Annotated in this window: 13 protein-coding genes; 11 read left to right on the top strand and 2 right to left on the bottom strand. The window is 41.4% G+C overall.

Annotated elements, in window-relative coordinates; translation table 11 throughout:
• Positions 1 to 97 precede the first annotated feature (97 nt).
• The 11 genes from nusA (at position 98) to CE557_RS02545 (ending at position 15,910) form a co-directional block, all read left to right on the top strand.
• The gene (gene nusA, locus CE557_RS02595) at positions 98 to 1,339 is read left to right on the top strand and encodes a transcription termination factor NusA (RefSeq protein WP_114910054.1); all 1,242 of its coding nucleotides are present in this window, start codon (positions 98 to 100) and stop codon (positions 1,337 to 1,339) included.
• 35 nt (positions 1,340 to 1,374) lie between these two features.
• Positions 1,375 to 4,116 carry a translation initiation factor IF-2 gene (gene infB, locus CE557_RS02590; protein WP_114910053.1) on the top strand — a complete coding sequence of 914 codons (2,742 nt, stop codon included), beginning with the start codon at positions 1,375 to 1,377 and terminating at the stop codon, positions 4,114 to 4,116.
• A 49-nt stretch (positions 4,117 to 4,165) separates the two neighbouring features.
• Positions 4,166 to 4,534 carry a hypothetical protein gene (locus CE557_RS02585; protein ID WP_114910052.1) on the top strand — a complete coding sequence of 123 codons (369 nt, stop codon included), beginning with the start codon at positions 4,166 to 4,168 and terminating at the stop codon, positions 4,532 to 4,534.
• Positions 4,535 to 4,546: 12 nt separating this feature from the next.
• Positions 4,547 to 5,605 carry an RluA family pseudouridine synthase gene (locus CE557_RS02580; protein ID WP_114910051.1) on the top strand — a complete coding sequence of 353 codons (1,059 nt, stop codon included), beginning with the start codon at positions 4,547 to 4,549 and terminating at the stop codon, positions 5,603 to 5,605.
• Positions 5,532 to 6,167: a ComEA family DNA-binding protein gene (locus CE557_RS02575; protein WP_114910050.1), complete on the top strand. Its 636-nt coding sequence runs from the start codon at positions 5,532 to 5,534 to the stop codon at positions 6,165 to 6,167. The genes CE557_RS02580 and CE557_RS02575 overlap by 74 nt, the downstream gene beginning before the upstream one ends.
• A gap of 128 nt (positions 6,168 to 6,295) precedes the next feature.
• Positions 6,296 to 7,726 carry a sodium:solute symporter family protein gene (locus tag CE557_RS02570; protein WP_114910049.1) on the top strand — a complete coding sequence of 477 codons (1,431 nt, stop codon included), beginning with the start codon at positions 6,296 to 6,298 and terminating at the stop codon, positions 7,724 to 7,726.
• Positions 7,727 to 8,022: 296 nt separating this feature from the next.
• Complete coding sequence (locus CE557_RS02565; RefSeq protein ID WP_114910048.1) at positions 8,023 to 11,625, top strand: sodium:solute symporter family protein; 3,603 nt, start codon at positions 8,023 to 8,025, stop codon at positions 11,623 to 11,625.
• Between the two features lie 516 nt (positions 11,626 to 12,141).
• A complete protein-coding gene (locus CE557_RS02560; protein ID WP_114909843.1) occupies positions 12,142 to 12,465 on the top strand; it encodes an IS110 family transposase in 324 nt (107 codons plus the stop codon).
• A gap of 500 nt (positions 12,466 to 12,965) precedes the next feature.
• The gene (gene ltrA / locus CE557_RS02555; protein WP_114909766.1) at positions 12,966 to 14,264 is read left to right on the top strand and encodes a group II intron reverse transcriptase/maturase; all 1,299 of its coding nucleotides are present in this window, start codon (positions 12,966 to 12,968) and stop codon (positions 14,262 to 14,264) included.
• A 207-nt stretch (positions 14,265 to 14,471) separates the two neighbouring features.
• Complete coding sequence (locus CE557_RS02550) at positions 14,472 to 15,116, top strand: transposase (RefSeq protein ID WP_114909767.1); 645 nt, start codon at positions 14,472 to 14,474, stop codon at positions 15,114 to 15,116.
• Positions 15,117 to 15,214: 98 nt separating this feature from the next.
• Positions 15,215 to 15,910: a ComF family protein gene (locus CE557_RS02545; RefSeq protein ID WP_114910047.1), complete on the top strand. Its 696-nt coding sequence runs from the start codon at positions 15,215 to 15,217 to the stop codon at positions 15,908 to 15,910.
• A gap of 22 nt (positions 15,911 to 15,932) precedes the next feature.
• Here CE557_RS02545 and CE557_RS02540 read toward each other — a convergent pair whose 3' ends face one another.
• Positions 15,933 to 17,090, bottom strand: a complete 1,158-nt coding sequence (locus CE557_RS02540; RefSeq protein ID WP_162789962.1) for a formylglycine-generating enzyme family protein — start codon at positions 17,088 to 17,090, stop codon at positions 15,933 to 15,935.
• A 173-nt stretch (positions 17,091 to 17,263) separates the two neighbouring features.
• Complete coding sequence (locus CE557_RS02535; RefSeq protein WP_162789961.1) at positions 17,264 to 17,845, bottom strand: hypothetical protein; 582 nt, start codon at positions 17,843 to 17,845, stop codon at positions 17,264 to 17,266.
• Between the last annotated feature and the right edge of the window lie 198 nt (positions 17,846 to 18,043).

Here is an 18,043-nt window from a genome sequence, read left to right as displayed (position 1 = left end):
AAAAAAGCATCATTTTAAGGTTGTTTTAGGGTGCGCTTTGTGTTACCTTTTTACGCCTATTTATGTTTTATGTACGTGCTTATTGTTTTAGTGATCAATGGATAGTAATAAATTAGTAGAGTCATTTGCAGAATTTGCCAAATCTAAAAATATTGATCGACCCACCGTCATACGTATTTTAGAAGATGTGTTTCGTTCCGTCATGCTGAGTAAGTTTGGCAATAGTGACAATTTTGATATCATTATCAACCTTGATAAAGGGGATTTACAGATATGGCGCTTCCGTGAGGTAGTAGCTGATGATGCGGCAGATGTAGGTGCGCCTAACAAGGTATCGCTTTCAGAAGCTAGAAAAATAGAAGCCGACTTTGAACTGGGGGAAGAACTATCTGAAGAAATTAAAATTTCTGATTTTGGTAGAAGGCTGATACTAACTGCCAAGCAAATGCTGATACAAAAGATTCGGGAACTGGAAAAAGAGGCCCTGTACAATAAATATGAGCAGCTGGTGGGTGGTTTGATTTCAGCTGAAGTAAATCAAATTTTGAGTAAGGAAGTCATCTTATTAGATGATGAAAACAATGAGCTTTTTTTACCAAAGTCAGAACAAATACCTAAAGATCAATTTAAAAAAGGGGAACATATTCGTGCGGTGATCTACAAGGTAGCCTTTAATAATGCCACGCCACGCGTTATACTTTCTAGGACGTCGCCTCTTTTCTTAGAAAGGTTATTTGAAAATGAAATTCCTGAAATACAGGATGGACTTATTGCCATAAGAAAAATTGTCAGAGACCCGGGTGCACGTGCTAAAGTAACGGTTGAAACCTTTGACGATAGAATTGACCCCGTTGGGGCTTGTGTAGGCATCAAAGGCTCACGTATACATGGCATTACCAAAGAGCTCCAGTATGAAAACATTGATATTATTAATTATACAGATAACTTAGAGCTATATATTGCGCGTACCCTAAACCCTGCATGCATCAACCGGGTAGAGCAAAATGGTGAGCGGGTAGCGGTCTATTTAGATCCCGACCAAGTGGCACTAGCCATTGGTAAAGGAGGGCAAAATATTAAACTAGCCAGTCGGCTGATTGGCAAAGAAATAGATGTCTATAGGGATATCCCTAGCCATTTAGAGGCGCATGATATTCCGCTTACTGCGTTTAGTGACACCATTGAACCTTGGATTTTGGAAGCGTTGCATCAGGTTGGTTTAGACTCAGCTAGAAGTGTTTTAACCTTATCTAAAGCTACCCTTGAGCAACGTGTGGACTTGGAGCAGGAAACAATAGATGAAATCTATGCTATATTAGATCAAGCGCTTAATGGTTAAGCTAAATATACCTTATAGGTAGAGAAAGATAATCCATGAATGAAGAAAAAAACATGCGACTCAGCCAAGTGGCTCGAAAGTTAAATGTCGGAACAGAGACGATTGCTTCTTTTTTAGCCCAAAAGGGGTTTGTCATAGATAACAAACCCAATGCTAAAATAACGGTCGAACAATTTAATATACTGGCTACTGAATTTATCTCAGCTGGTGTGGATAAACAGGAAGCGGCGCATGTCACCATCGGTAAAACCTATGTAAGTCTTTCTGCTCCAGCTAGTAAGCATACACGTACAACCCATACAGAAGCGCCACCCGTCCATAAGCAAACAGAAATGCAAGGCCAAAGGGTGGAACAAACGCCTCCTACTCCCCCAGCTCATTATGAAGCCTCTGTTCCGGTTTTACCTGGCTTAAAGGCAGTTGGGAAAATAGAGTTGGCTACTGAAAAAGTGAAAGCTGAGGCGCCCCTTACTGCTGTTGAGGCTGCAGAGCTGCCATCAGGCACAGCAGATGGCGGTACAAGTCACTTGGATGACGCAACGAAACAACCTCCTGCTAAACCGGATAAAATATCCTTTTCAGAGCCGCTTAAAAGACCTACGATAGTAGGCAAAATGACTTTACCTGAACCCACTTTTAGAAGGCACCGCCCTAGCAGTGGCGCACTGTCTCAAAAGTTAAGTGGTTCCATGGGCACACCTAAAACAGGTGGCGCAAAACCACACAGTAGGGCTACCCCTCCTACAACCCCTACCCCTGGCGCTAGACCACTAGGAGGTGGGAAAAAAGCAGGGTCATATAAATCTAACGCAACCGCTGATGCTTTACGCAATACAAAACATCCTAAAACAACCGTAGGCCCCAAAGAGCAAGACGGCGTATCTGCTCAAGAAATAGAAAGCCAAATTAAAAAAACCTTAGCCAAGTTAAACCAAGGTGCCGGTGATGGAGCACGGTCTAAATACAAAAGAGATCGGCGCAGTGCCCACCTGGAGGCTGAGGAAAAGCGTCAACGTCAGGAAACAGAAAAAGTTTTAAAAATCACAGAGTTTATATCTGCCAATGAACTCGCTTCTTTTATGGACATTACAGTCAATGAGATCCTCTCTACTTGTATGTCTTTAGGCATGATTATCTCTATCAACCAACGTCTAGATGCAGAAGCCATTACCGTTGTAGCCGATGAGTTTGGCTATAGCGTAGAATTTGTTGACCTGCATGATGCAACAACCTGTAAGGATATAGACGAGGTAGCGGGTGAACTGGTAGAACGTCCGCCTATTGTCACCATTATGGGCCACGTAGATCATGGCAAAACTTCTTTATTAGATTATATCCGTACCACAAAGGTAACCGCAAAAGAAGCAGGTGGTATTACCCAGCACATTGGGGCCTATGCCATTACTACCGATCAAAACAAAAAGATTGTGTTTTTGGATACACCTGGGCATGAAGCTTTTACAGCTATGCGTACTAGAGGTGCACAGGTAACTGATATTATTGTCATTGTGGTCGCTGCAGATGATAGCATTATGACCCAGACCAAGGAGTCGATCAGCCATGCACAAGTAGCGGGTTGCCCGATTATTATTGCCATCAATAAAATTGATAAACCACAGGCCAACCCAGAAAAAGTCAAAGAAGATTTGGCCAATTGCAACATCTTGGTGGAAGACTGGGGTGGGAAGTATCAATGCCAAGAGATTTCAGCCAAAACAGGACAAGGGATCAATGCGCTTTTAGAAAAAATTCTTTTAGAAGCCTCGCTACTCAACTTGCAAGCGACCCCTGCTAGAAAAGCAAGGGGTACAATTATTGAGTCCTTCCTAGATCCCGGTAGAGGGTACGTGGCCACCGGTATTGTACAAGAGGGGACCCTACATGTAGGCGACATTGTGCTAGCGGGTGTCTACTATGGCAAAGTAAAAGCGATGTTAAACCACCAAAACATCACCCAAAAAGTAGCTTCCCCTGCTACACCTGTGCAAATATTAGGGTTAAATGGTGCGCCCAGAGCAGGAGATACCTTTCGTGTGATGAGCAGCATAAAAGAGGTAGGAGAATTGGCACAAAAAAAGCAGCAATTGTTGCGCGAGCAAACGTTGCGTACCAAGTCTCACCTTACCCTTGATGAAATTGGTCGTCGTTTGGCTGTAGGCAACTTTAAGGAGCTCAATATTATCATCAAAGGAGATATGGATGGTTCTATCGAGGCCTTAGCAGATGCATTGCTTCGGTTATCCCATGAAGAGGTAGAGGTGAATATTCTACATAAGGGTGTAGGAGCTGTGTCAGAGTCTGACATACTCCTTGCTGCTACCGCTGAAGCGATTATTATTGCCTTCCATATTAAGCCCTCTGCACAAGCTAAAAAATTAGCCGAAAGAGAAGGGGTAGAAATCAAGCAATATTCAATTATTTACAGCGCGATAGATGATGTGCGTAGTGCGGTACAGGGGCTTTTGGCACCTACCATAGAAGAAATGACTACAGGTCGAGCAGAAATTAAAAAGATCTTTACATTTTCAAAAATTGGTAATATTGCAGGTTGTCAAGTACAAGTAGGTTTTATTAAACAAGCCAATCCCATACGTATCATCAGAAAAGAACAGGTTATATTTACCGGTACAATCCATACCATTAAACATGGGCTAGAGGAGATCAAACAGGTCAAATCTGTTTCTGAATGTGGGATACATATCAGAAATTTTGACGAAATTGAAGTGGGGGATATTATAGAAGGCTTTGAACAAAAAGAAATCAAGCGTCAACTTTAAAAAGAAAGGTAGCTGAAAAGGCTTTTTTCTTGTTTTTTAGGTTTAATTTATGGGATTTTTTACAGGCAAATCTGAAACAGAGGTTAAGATCAGTGTGCTTTTAATCCTTTGGGGCATTCGGTGGCTATATAAGTATTTGGCTGCTTCGGATGATTCAACCTCCGAGGAGGAACTAGATGAAGAGACCTATACAGGTACAAATAAAGTAAAAAATATAGCGCCGCCTATGCCCATCATGCGCAAAGTGGTAGACCAAGTAGCGCCACCTGCGCCTTTGCGCCAGATAACAACCGAAAATCCTCCACTCGCTACTCACACAATAGTGAAATACAAAACGACTTTAGGCCGCAAACGAAGGTTATTTAGACATCTATTGCTGGTAGATGCGCTGATGCAGCGAAAAAATTTTACCGTATAACTGGGTGTAGGGATGAAAGATTCCACTGAAAAACCAGCATATGTGGTTACGGTTACCAAAGAACAGTCCGGGCTTCGTATAGACAAATTTTTAGCTGAGGTCTTACCAATCAGCCGAAACAAAGTCCAAGAAGCCATTACCAACCAATGGGTTTCGGTTAATCGGCAACTTATCAAATCCAATTATATGGTTCGGACTACAGATGAGATAGTAGCACGCATACCCAACCCCATCGACCTTGAAACCCTTACACCAGAAGCAATCCCATTGGACATTGTATATGAAGATGACCACTTACTGGTTGTCCACAAGCCCGCTCAAATGGTGGTGCACCCAGATACGACCCATCGAACGGGCACACTAGCCCATGCCCTATTGTATCGTTATAAAGCGTTGCCTTTAAAAGACGATATGCCTACCAGGCCTGGATTGGTTCATCGGATTGATAAAAACACATCCGGTCTACTGGTAGTAGCCAAAACAACAGCAAGCTTGGACGCTTTGGCGCGTCAATTTTATAACCATACGGTCACACGAACCTATTATGCATTGGTCTGGGGCAATCCCCAAAATGAGCACGGAACCATTGATGTTAATATAGGCAAAGACAGTCATAACCATCAAAAAATATCCGCCTTCCCGGATCTTCAACAAGGCAAAAGAGCCGTTACCCATTACCAAGTCGTTAAGCGGCTGCATCATGTAGCCCTGGTAGCCTGTAGATTAGAAACCGGACGGACCCATCAAATTCGCGTGCATATGAAACATATCGGCCATCCTATCTTTGGTGATCCGCAATATGGCGGTGACGCAATCGCTAGTGGCGAACGATATGCCTCTTATAAGGCCTTTGTGCACAACTGTTTTAAACTGATGCCTCATCAGGCACTGCATGCAGCTGTGCTTGGCTTTACCCATCCTATAACAAAAACAGCCCACTCCTTTGAAGCACCTTTACCAGAAAACTTTATTAAACTGATAGAGAAATGGGAAAAATATGTCACAGCACGTAGGCATCATGTTGCACAAATTCAAACATTGGATCAAACAAGCTTTTCATTTCTCCAATAGGGAAAGCAACGGCTTATTAGCCATTATTGTGCTGATCCTGCTCACCATCATTGCACCTAAAATATATCAGCTATACGTTAGTCATCAGCCAATAGATCATCGTGCAGACATTGCGTTATTGGAAAAAAACTTAACCCTGCTGCAAGAAAATGCCCGTACATACACCCTACTTAATATCAACACAGCTACGGCAAACCAGTTGCAAACGATAGCAGGCATCAGGCAACCACTGGCTATGCGCATCCTACGGTATAGAGACAAGCTAGGTGGATTCATTTCGTTGGATCAATATAAAGAAGTATATGGTCTACCGCACCACCTTCATATAAAACTCATGAAGCGGACCACGATACCAGCCAAGTACAGACCTAAAAAATTATCCTTAAACCAAGCAACTTTTAAAGCATTGGTCTTTCATCCTTATATCTCAGTTGCTATGGCCAAAGCGATCATAAACTATAGAAAGCAACAAGGAAAATTTACCCATTTAAATGCGATTCAAAGGCTACCAGGCTACAGCTCCAATTGGGGAAACAAAATCATGCCTTATCTCACGCTTTAATATGGGAAACACATGGTTAAGCTTACTTTTTTCTTCAACCCCTTTGTTTGATTCTTAAATAAAACTTCTTATAATAGGTGCTTCTGTATGAACCTTGTAGCTCTTTTGTAGCTTAACGACTTAAGTTTATGATCTCTTTTGATGTCTCGGTATGTATACTGTCCGCTTTTTTATTACTGACCTTGGGTGTAGGTATTCACTTTAGTAGAAAAAAAACCACCTTTCGAGAATATGCGATAGGGAACAAACAATTTGCTACCGCTACCTTGGTAGCCACCATATTGGCTACTGCTTATAGTGGAAGTGGGTTGGCCCGTAATGTAGAACAGATTCATACACTTGGGCTTTATTGGATGATTATAGTTATTTTAGGCGACTTAGGCTTATGGGTGGTGAGTGGGTTGGCACTACGTATGGGGTCATTTATGCAAAATCTTTCTATGGCAGAAACGATAGGTAGCGTCTATGGCAAGTGCCCCAGGGTTATTGTGGCGCTTTGCAGTATCGGTTCTTCCGTTACAATGGTTGCGATGCAAGTGCATGTAATGGCGTCATCGATTCGCATATGCATACATACAGTTGATCCTCAGTTCATTGCGGTCTGTTCTACTTTAGCCCTGATTTTCTATTCCTCTTTTGGAGGTATTCGTACAGTTGTATTTACCGATGTAGTACAATTTATGACTTTTGCTGTTATTCTACCTTTTTTTTCTTGGTTTATATTTATGAAGTTGGGCAAACCATTTTTAGAAATTTTTCCACTTTTACAGGAACACGATACATTTCAACTCAGTACCATATTCCATTACGATATGAATCTAGTGGCCATGGTTGCGCTGGCTTTATCTATCCTTGCATCTTATATAGACGCGCCTATTGTGCATAGGGTGTATATGTCTTCTGGCCCCACACAGGCTAGGAATGTTTTCCGGTATGCTGGTTTTTTTGGGATATGCATCAATATGGTTATATGCTTGATTGGATTACTTATTTTTGTAGGTACACCAGAGGTTTCAGTAGTCAAGGTTTGGGACTATATCATGACGGACATTCCACCTGTGCTTAAAGGGTTTCTTTCTGTTAGTTTACTAGCTATGTCTATGTCTACTGCTGACTCCTGTTTACACTCAGGCGCTATTGCAGTGAGTCATGATATACTGGCATCTATACGTAGTACAAAAACCTATCCTTATCAGCTCGAGTTAGCAAGAATTGCGTCCATTTTTATAGGGCTATTTGCTATGGTATTAACCTTTTACTATACCAATTTGTTGGATTTGCTCAAATTAAATCTTGGGCTTTATCTACCTATTACCGTTGCCCCATTTATCTTAGCTGTTTTTGGCTTTCGAGGCACATCCCATACGGCTTTAATCGGTATGGCATCAGGTGTACTCACTATTTTAGCTTGGAACAAATGGGTTGAACCATCAACAGGGGTAGACGGCTCTTTTATTGCTATGGTAGCCAATGGCTTGACTATGATAACCGCCCACTATCTACTTAAAATAGTAGGAAAATACAAGTTAAGTTGTGCCAAATCACCAAACTATCTATAATGGCTTACCTTACCCTGTTACCCCTAAGCAACAACCGGATGCTATGATGCTATTCCATATTAAGTTATGGTATCTGTGCAAGTCACTGGTTTTTTACGTTAAAAGAACAACGCCCCTGTAAAATGATACTTTCAGCGGCTTTTGCCGAGGGCTGCATTTTTTATCCACTTTTTTATCAAGAATGAAGTAAAAATAAAACTGCCTTACCAACCAGTGTCGTGAAGAGACACTTATTTTGAATTTTAGTTTAAAAAACTTATTATAACATATATTATAATTTTTTAACGACTTTCCCTATGCTCTGTTTAAACATCTCCCTATTTATAGTGGCCATTTTTTTATTGCTAACCTTGGTTGTAGGCATTTACTTTAGTAGAAAAAAAACCACTTTTCGAGAATATGCAGTAGGGAATAAACAGTTTGCTACCGCTACTTTAGTTGCTACGGTATTGGCCACTTTATATGCTGGCTGCACATTAATGTGTGACGTAGAGTGCGTCTATGAATATGGCTTATGGTGGATAGTTCTTGTATTTTTAGATTGTTTTGGTTTATGGACTATTGGTAAGTTAGCCTTACGTATGGGTCCATTTATGCAACACTTCTCTATCGCACAGACGATGGGTCATGTCTATGGCAGATATGCAAGAATCGTGACGGCTTTGGTTGGTACTTGTCGTTGTATCATTATAATTACCATGCAGATTACTGTAATGTCTCGATCCATTACTATGTGTGTGCACGTAGATAACCCCTATTTAGTACCTATCTTCGCCAGCTTATTCCTTGTTTTCTATTCAACATTTGGGGGGGTCCGTGCCGTTACCTTTACAGATATACTACAGTTTCTAACCTTTTCCATTATTATTCCTCTTTTGACTTGGTTTATATTTCTAAAAGCAGGTAAACCAGTATCAACCATCATTCCTATACTGCACAACCAAGCTAAATTTCAGTTTAGTACCCTATTCCATTTTGATACTAAGTTAATAGCTTTGTTTTCCCTCATATTGGCTGTCTTAGTATCCTATATAGTCCAACCCCAACTTATGCAGCGGGTATACATGTCTTCTGGTACCATTCAGGCCCAAAAGGTTTTTTCATATGCTACTGTTTTTAATCTTATTATAGCTTCTTTTATTATTCTAATTGGCCTATTTGTTTTTGTAGGTGCACCACACTTGTCTAAAGAAGAGGTTTGGGGGTACATTATGACTCATATGTCCCCTTTTTTTAAAGGATTTTTGGCCGTTAGTTTACTCGCTATGGCGATGTCTACAGCTGACTCTTGCTTAAATGCTTGTTCTATTATGATTAGCTATGATATATTGCAAAGTATACACAAGGAAAAACAAATTGATGATGCGCATCAGCTTAAAATAGCTAGATGGACCACGCTAGTGTTGGGCTTATTAGCTATGATGCTAGCTTTTTATTGTCAAGATCTGTTAAAATTAACATATTGGGTTCTTGATTCTGCTATCCCTGTTATAACAGCGCCCTTTATATTGGCTATTTTCGGTTTTCGGGGCACCACTCGTACTGCTTTAATCGGTATGGCTACAGGTGCACTAACTATTTTAGCTTGGAACAAATGGATTGAGCCACTTGACCCAGAGATGGGAATAAATGGCGCCTTCCCTTCCATGTTAGCCAATGGCTTAGCTATGCTAGCGGCCCATTATTTATTCAAACAGCCAAAAGAGGCTGGTTGGGTAGGGCCAGACCCCGATTTTAAACAAATGCAACAAGCGCATGCACGCAAGCAGGCGGAACGAAAAGAAGCGATTAAAAATGGTTGGGCCAATAGAAAAATCACTTTGGCTAACCTGATACCCAACCATACTATGATCATATGTGTAGGCATTTATATAGCCGTGACTAGTTTACTGGCTTATTTTATAGCGCCTATTGCGCATCATGTCTGCTGGCTTATACTGCAACTATTTGGAGCGGCTTGTTATTTAGGCTACCCATTTCTCTATGATATCTTCCAAAGGATAAGGGATATTCCCAGTTGGTTTATTGGTCTATGTTGGCTAGTAGGATTAGCCGTTTATCTTCCTTTGAATTTGCTTGGTACCTGGTGGTATCTAACAGAACCGATTTTTTCGGCTTCTTTGTCTTTAGCCCATTGTGGTGTCATCTTATGGGGATTACCCCTTTATCTAGGAATAGGAGTGGCAACAACCACCTTACTCATATCCATTTATCCTATTGCTACTGGTCCCTGCTTTCCGCTGTTATCTTCTTTATTACCGCTATGTATAGTGAGTCTACTACTCCTATTCGCTATTATTATTTTCTTTAAAATCAAACAAGATCGCTATATTGCTCAAATTCTTTACCTAAAAAATCAAGAAAAGATTGCAAAGGATCGCAAACTCAAAGCTTCTCTTTACGATTCAGCCATGGTGCCCACCACTACGATGAGTCAAGCCAAAGGCTATGGCGCCATTTTAACGCAAGTAATAGGGAAAATTGAGGAATCCATCTCTTTTTTAGATAGCAACGTACCACTTTATAAGCAAGATTTTCAAAGTATTATCAATAAGCTTTATGATTGGGTGGCCTATTTTAATAGGAGAGCAAAAGCTAAAAAGCATGCCCTACTACAACCCGCTCAAATTACCTTCGATCAGTTGATGCGTAAGGTAGAGTTGGCATTATCCCAAGAGGTGATTGATCCACCTAGACTGCTGGTAGAAAAGATAATGCATCCTAATGGGGGTCCATGCCCGCATATAGTATGCGATATCAACCAAATCGTCTATTTGCTGGTACAAGCTGTTTTACGTATTGGTAAGCTAGAGGATAATACTGTACCCATTGTAAAGGTACAACTGCATGGCACCACGTTGCAGTTTAAGCAAGCTGACCCTATTGACAGCAGCTGTCCTGTATATATGCTTTTTCAAGCGACTGCCCTAGTATTCAGTCAAGCTACTACTTCCCCTGAGGCATTGCCTAAAGTGCAGGGTATCTATGATGATGGGATAGATGCTATAGACGATCCAGGGAAACAAGCAGTGCCACCATCTATAGACCTCCAACAAGAAACCATATCCAGTATTGTTGGGGCTCACTATGGCCATTTGGAAATATGCGATGACAAGCAGCAACCCACTATGCTACTGGTACTGCCTAATGATGTGACGGATATGCTGAGTAAGATGACGGCTAAGCTACCTTTAGATTGCTTAACCTCAGAAACCCCTGTTACCCCTAAAGAGCAAGCTGATTCCATGATGGCCTTAATGCAGTTCCATGACTATATCTGCCAGTCTTCTCATCGATCCGATCCTATTGACCTAGGTACGATTTCAGGTTTGCTTTTATTACTACGGAAACATTTTGGCTTTAAACGGCATGCCTCGGGTCAATTGTTTTATGTACGTGCGGTAGGGATTACCACGTTAATAGTAGAATGGGTCTTTCACTCCCCTAAAGTAATTTATGCTGCTTTGCTCTATGAACTGGTGCGCCATACCTGCCTACCACTTTCTTATGTCAAGGAACATTATAACTTAGGGGTTTATGCCTTTGTATTGAATGTAATAAGTATAGACAAACGCCAAGACTTAGACCACCCTTCCTTGCTTTATGTGCAAAATCGATTGAAAGAAGCGATTAAGGAAGAGCATATACAGCTTTCTGTACTCTTTATTAAGCTAGCCGAGCGGCTCTATGACCTACACCAGGCGGCAAGTTATATCCATCCAACAGAGGTGCACCATATGGCGCAAGAAACCTTAGACATAGATGTGAAGTTAGCCCATACTTACTTAGGTCCAGAGATAGGCACTGCATTAGAACATGCAGCTAAAGAGGCGCTAAAGATTGATATTGATAAGGATACAGTAAACATAAAAAAAGGAAAAGTTAACAAAAACAAGTAACAAAAAACCCAGGCCTTAAACTGACTCCGCTGTAGTAGTCAAGCTCTAATCTGACAATTTTTAAATTGTAATGGGTTAGAGGATAGATTAGGAACAGGCAAAGATAACGCTAATACCTCTCCCCCCCCCTCACTCGTATCTGTTCACGATACTGATTAATAATGAGTTGTATCCCACTTATATCTTAGCACTAGATAGATATAGCTATAGATGTAGCTTGAATCATATTCAATTTATAGTAAAAAATAGTAGTAGGTAAGCTGTGGTTTTGTGGATAACTTTAGTTATCCATCAAAAACACAGCTTAAGAAAGATTCTAGATGTAGTTAAGATTTAAAAAGATTGTATTTTAAAGGTAGCAGGTTACTTGTATCCCACTGGACTTTATATAGTTAATAGTCGAAAAAAGCTTAAGTACCTGCTTACCTTTATTTTCTTTGAACAAATAGCAGAAGAAGTTGCCTACAACTGTCTTGTACGATAAGAATAAGGAAATATAAATAAATATAATATAAAATGAACAGAATACTTGGTTTAGATATAGGGAAAACATGGCTGGATGCATGTTTCTATAGTCAAGAGGCTAAATCTGTATATAAAAGGTTTCGTAACGATGAGCAGGGCCATAAGGAACTTATAGATTATTTAGATCAAGTAGCTGTTAAAATTATAGTATGTGAACCAACTGGGGGATATGAAAGAGCCATTTGTGAGAAATTGTATGCCGCTAATGTACACATACATCAAGTGAATACATATACTTTTAGTTCATTTAGTAAATCTCTAGACCACTGTAAAACGGATAAACACGATGGCGTGCCACGAAGGCCTCCTTTCTAGTGGGTGCAAGTCCCACCCTGGCAATAGGCCTGTTGGCCAGGTAGCGAGGAGTGCATCTATAAAGAGTAATTTTTGTAGATGAAGCCACTCGACGACGGCTCTGTACAAGGAGCTACGCAAACTGCGGGCCGTACGCAAGGAACCTATATGTAGCGCCGTGAAGGTCTTACCAGAGAAATCTGGGAATTGGAGATGCTGAGCCTCTCGTCTGGTGGGCGAAAGCTGTAAAGTGACGGAAAGATAACAGGTCAATAACCGTCACTTATCTCCCGGCGTAGCAGGGGCGGCACGTAGGAAAGAAAGGAGGAGAAACGTGGGAGATCCTGCACGGTCTTTAAGTTCCAAGAGTAAGGAAGGATATAAGGCGCAAGTCGAAGTTCGTTCCGATGCTGTGCAGGAAGTCGGGAAGATAGTAGTAGTGAAGATGGCAAGGACAACAAAACCTTACCGGAGCGAAGGATCTTCAGTTTCGTCATGTTTTCAAAACAGGGAAAGATACCATGATTCCGCAAGGTAACCACATGGCACAAAGCGTCCGAGAACTGCAGCGAGAACTTTATCGATCTGCTAAGTCTAATCCTAAACGCAGCTTCTACACCCTTCATGACAAAATATATAGATTGGACGTACTGGTCTGTTCATGGAAACAGGTTTGTGCAAATCACGGGGCACCAGGCATAGATGGAATAACAATAGAACAAATCAAAGAACAAGGGGAAGAAGCGTTTCTTGGACAAGTTCAAAAAGAACTGGAATCAGGAAGCTACCGAAGCAATAAGACAAAGCGCGTGGAAATACCCAAACCGAAAGGAGGAATAAGAATCTTGGGAGTGCCCACGATTAAGGACCGCTTAGTACAAACTGCAACCCGTCTTGTTATAGAGCCAATTTTTGAAGCAGACTTCCAAGAATGCTCATTTGGGTTTCGACCTAAACGATCCGCAGTCCATGCAAGTCTATCAATATATAAATGGCTTAATTACGGGCTCACCCAAGTTTTAGATATTGATTTGAAGCGATACTTTGACTCAATCCCACACGATAAGCTTATGAAAGTCATTCAAAAGCGAATCAGTGATAGGTATGTTCTAAAGTTAATACAAGCCTGGCTTCGCTCAGGAGTCCTTAAAGGCGAAGAAGTTGCTACTCGACAAGGATCCCCTCAAGGGTCCCCCATTTCGCCCTTACTTTCTAATATATACCTGAATCTGCTAGACACAGTATGGGTCAAGCGGATGACCGAAAGGAATGGGTGGAATGCACAGATTGTCCGCTATGCGGACGATCTCGTGATAGTGTCGAATAAACCGGTAGAGAAGATTTTGGGTATTTTATGTGGGTATCTGCAACGCTTGGGCCTTTCGATCAATGAAGAAAAGAGTCGAATGACCACGGCCGAAGAAGGTTTCAATTTCTTAGGGTATGCCTTTAAAAGGGGATACTCGCCAAGATATCAGAAACCCGTTACCCATATGTATCCTACACCTGATGCAATCAAGCGGATTATTAAGAAAGTCACGCAATTGACCTATCGGAACCGGTTGCACGAAAGTGTTGAAACTATTGTTAAAGACTTAAACGCATCCTTACTGGGGTGGACGGAGTATTACCGTCACACGGCCAGTTCTAGGAGATTTAGGAAAGTACAAGGGCATGCAAACAGGCGTCTGAGAAGATTTATCATGAAAAAGAAAGGGAGTAGGAAGAACGGGTATAAGGAACTCCCCGACGAGAAGCTCCACAAAGTGTACAAATTAGTCAATGTAGGAGCTTATCGGGTGCGATACAGATGGACGTAATGCAGACGAAGAAGACGATCCGTGCGCCGTATGAGGGAAAACCTCACGTACGGTGCGACGAGGGGGTGCTGGAAACGGGAAAGAGAGATTGGGTTATTTAGGCACGAAATCGGAAACGATGGACACGGATAAACCTGGTCCTATACTTCACCGCGCCAGTGCTCTACTCTACCTTTTAAACTAGCTCGCTATGGACAGGAAAGGGGATTGAAAGCTAATTACAGCTATTATATTACAACAGATCGGCTTAAAAGGCAACAACAAAGAAGAGAAGAGCTGGTAGCTACATTAAGCAATGAAAAGAAACGGTTACACCATAGCCAGACTAATATAGATAAAGAAAGCATAGAAAGGCATATCGATTTTTTAGAAAAAGAAATAAAAATTATTGATAAAGCGTTAAATAAAACCATAACTACTGATAAGGATCTAGACGAAAAGGCTAATATACTAGAAACCATTCCAGGAATCGGGAAATGTTTAGCCACTAAATTAGTCAGTTTTTTACCTGAATTAGGTGATAGAAGCTACAGTAGTAATCAACTATCAGCTTTAGTAGGTATAGCACCATATGCGGCTGATAGTGGGAAAAAACAGGGAAAAAGATTTATTAGGGGAGGAAGGAAAATACCACGAGATGCACTGTATATGGCTGTATTAGCAGGGAAAAAGTGGTTCCTATATTTAAAAGAATGCTATGATAGATTAGTAGGTAAATATAAGCCTAAAAAAGTGGCTATCGTAGCATGTATGAGGAAGCTCCTAGAGCTGGCGCATAAGCTTATACAACAAAAAAGAAGCTTCGTCAAAAGTATCAAAAACGAGTACAAAATGACTAAAAAACTTGCATAGTAAGATAATAGCTTTTTTCTTGATAAAAAAGTGGACAAAAAACCAGTGATTGGAACAGATGCCTAATAAAAACCAATGCGCTGAACACATACTTCTATATGATGAAACGATTGATCGCTGGGCTATTGGATTTGTTTTTTCCACCCCTATGCGTGGGATGCAACCATAAACTGATTCAGGGAGAAACATGGGTTTGTACCATTTGTTTGAGTGCATTTCCAGAAACCAACGCGCATACATTAGTAGACAACCTTATTACCAACTACTTTATAGGTAAAGTGACCATAGCCTATGGATTTTCGCTTTACAAGTTAAGAAAGAAGAGCCATCTTGAACAAGTACTCTTTGCTATGAAGTATAAAAACCAACCCAAAATCGGACAGATGCTAGGGCAACGCTATGGCCAGATCTTACATCAGGCACCGATGATGCCATCCATCGATGGAATTGTAGCGGTTCCACTGCACCCCAAACGACTCAAAGAACGGGGCTATAACCAGAGTGATTTTTTTGCAAAAGGACTCTCCGCTGCACTAAACATGCCTTTGTACACAGCATGCATAGCACGGACCCGTTATACGCCCTCCCAAACAACCAAAAATAAAATAGAACGTATCGCCAACCTTAAAGATGCCTTTAAAGTTATAGACGCAGGTTTACTAGCAGGCAAACACCTGCTGCTGGTGGATGATATTCTCACTACAGGAGCGACCTTGACCGCTTGCACCCATGCGCTTTTAGCGGCAGGTGTAGCCCAAGTAAGCATTGCCACCATAGCGGTAGTAGAAGCCTAAAAATAGGCTGACCCAGCATCTATTACTGCCCTAAGCTGGAAACCACACACCGGAAACCAATGGTAGCCGTAGCCGAATCTTTATTCAAATACCGGCGGGTACCTATTTGTAAAAAATAGGCACAGTCTGCCCAAGAACAGCCTTTATAGACTTTTGCATCATCATTCACCAGGGAAGCCTTATGGGTTGCACTATAGTGCGCAGCAGGATCCAAAAAACCATCACGCCTAACTGGATTTAAATCACTTGTATCTTGTATGCGCCTATAGGTATCAAGTGTCCAACAACAGACATTACCCATTATATCGCGAAGACCAACTGCATTAGGAGGGTAGGCATAGACGTTAGAAGTTGGTGCCGAATGGTCAGATTCACCAGCCATTCCCTTATAATTGCCTTTACCGCGCTTAAAATTAGCTAAAAACCGACCATTTTTTCCTCTTGGAGAAGATCCATCCCAAGGGTAGTTGCGCTGATGACTTTGTAAATAGCTTATATCCGGTGCGCCCACTACACCACGCGCAGCATATTCAAATTCTACTTCAGTAGGCAACCGAACCATAAACTTTGGTTCATCTTCACCATTCGAGGATCCCGCATCAGGATCAGGATCGGGAACTGGACTTCCTTTGCGTTTCTTAATCGCCTCATGAAGTTTCTCGGTCCGCCACGCACAATATTTCATAGCTTGCTCCCAACTGACGCCCACAACAGGATAGTACATAAAACCAGGTGCATATAAATAATTGTCTACCAATGGGTCATTGTAGCTAAAGTGCTCTATAAAAACTTGCTGATTGGGCATAGCAGCCTGATATTGTTCCATCAAGCCACGCTGTTTCAAATCATAGAGGTATTCTCTATAGGCCAAATTGGTAACAGGTGTTTCATCCATCCAAAAAGAATTAACGGTAACAGGCTTGGCACAACAACCCCCTGTACCCAGTTTATCTTCACCTAAGTTACCCATGATCATATACCCTCCCTCAATATAGACCATACCTGGAATAGGTGGCCTTGCCTTACAAGGAACTACCGAAAGGGTATCTGGCTGGTTAAAAGGACGCCCTGTCGTCTGGCTTACCTTACCGGGAGATTGACTGGTAGGGTGATTGCGACGAAGACCTGCAAAGGAAGCCAATGACAACCATATAAAAAACAAATATCTGAACCGAAACATACTAAAAACCATTGTCATATAAATATTATATTGATCCCTATTAGTGGGCACCACGGCCACTTTAAAGGGGTGATTTATTTTGCTGTCGCAAAAGTGCAGACCAATATAGGATCAAAAATAACCAAAAATATTGAATAGCGTGCATGATTGCATTAAATGCATCCTTACCATCATTATTTTACAGGCAAAGCATCCCCTACTATCTCTTTGGAGGCCTCAGTGGTAGGAGGGCCTACATTATCGGCTAAGTAGGCCTCTCTAGTGCGCATACAAGGTCGAATCATGGCATGCGTTATTTTGCTTACTACATTCAAATAGACCAAATAGGCCTCTAGCCGATCTAAAAAAAACCCAAGTTGAACGGTATAATGGGGTTGCCTGTAATGTAACTTAGCAGGGTAGGAAAAGGTACGCCCCAACTCTTGGGCTTTTAATGCTGCGGTTCTACTGCCACCCATATAAAGCTGTATGGTATACCCTTTTAAGCTATGCCTATCTAGATAAGCTGCCTTGCGTTGTGCCAAACGTTGGGCCAAATGGTCGCTTTGGTCCAATAAACAGACCAATGGCATAGGTGGTGCTTTTTTGACCGCCTTAGGCTGTTTGCAAAATTCAATCCTGTATACCACAAGATTTTCTTCATAGATGCCTTTCTTCAACTTTTTCAAAGTAGAGGAAGGTGCCGCATGAACCTTCATCCATACCATAAGGCCCATCAAAAAGAACCATACCAACTGCTTTATTTTATATTGCATGGAGATGTATCACTTAACATTAATTAAAAGCGTAAGATACGAGCGCATGAAATACATGTAAGCCTAAAATAACCTATAATAGGTACCTAACATAAACCAAACCTGCAATAGCACCCACTGAAAAGATAACTAGTATTGATTATTAAATAATAATATATTTTTTATCGATGCTTGGCATGCGCCTCGCTTGCAGTCGCT

This window comes from Cardinium endosymbiont of Sogatella furcifera (assembly GCF_003351905.1).
Lineage (GTDB): Bacteria > Bacteroidota > Bacteroidia > Cytophagales > Amoebophilaceae > Cardinium.
The sequence above is the reverse complement of the archived record's forward strand: the minus strand, read 5'-3'. Positions and strand labels throughout refer to the sequence as shown.

Excerpts from the sequence above, each read along its gene's own strand:
- infB (WP_114910053.1), top strand. The coding sequence starts at position 1,375 with ATGAATGAAGAAAAAAACATGCGACTCAGCCAAGTGGCTCGAAAGTTA.
- CE557_RS02560 (WP_114909843.1), top strand. The coding sequence starts at position 12,142 with ATGAACAGAATACTTGGTTTAGATATAGGGAAAACATGGCTGGATGCA.
- CE557_RS02545 (WP_114910047.1), top strand. The coding sequence starts at position 15,215 with ATGATGAAACGATTGATCGCTGGGCTATTGGATTTGTTTTTTCCACCC.
- ltrA (WP_114909766.1), top strand. The coding sequence starts at position 12,966 with ATGATTCCGCAAGGTAACCACATGGCACAAAGCGTCCGAGAACTGCAG.
- CE557_RS02575 (WP_114910050.1), top strand. The coding sequence starts at position 5,532 with ATGTCACAGCACGTAGGCATCATGTTGCACAAATTCAAACATTGGATC.
- CE557_RS02580 (WP_114910051.1), top strand. The coding sequence starts at position 4,547 with ATGAAAGATTCCACTGAAAAACCAGCATATGTGGTTACGGTTACCAAA.
- CE557_RS02565 (WP_114910048.1), top strand. The coding sequence starts at position 8,023 with ATGCTCTGTTTAAACATCTCCCTATTTATAGTGGCCATTTTTTTATTG.
- nusA (WP_114910054.1), top strand. The coding sequence starts at position 98 with ATGGATAGTAATAAATTAGTAGAGTCATTTGCAGAATTTGCCAAATCT.
- CE557_RS02535 (WP_162789961.1), bottom strand. The coding sequence starts at position 17,845 with ATGCAATATAAAATAAAGCAGTTGGTATGGTTCTTTTTGATGGGCCTT.
- CE557_RS02585 (WP_114910052.1), top strand. The coding sequence starts at position 4,166 with ATGGGATTTTTTACAGGCAAATCTGAAACAGAGGTTAAGATCAGTGTG.
- CE557_RS02540 (WP_162789962.1), bottom strand. The coding sequence starts at position 17,090 with ATGTTTCGGTTCAGATATTTGTTTTTTATATGGTTGTCATTGGCTTCC.
- CE557_RS02570 (WP_114910049.1), top strand. The coding sequence starts at position 6,296 with ATGATCTCTTTTGATGTCTCGGTATGTATACTGTCCGCTTTTTTATTA.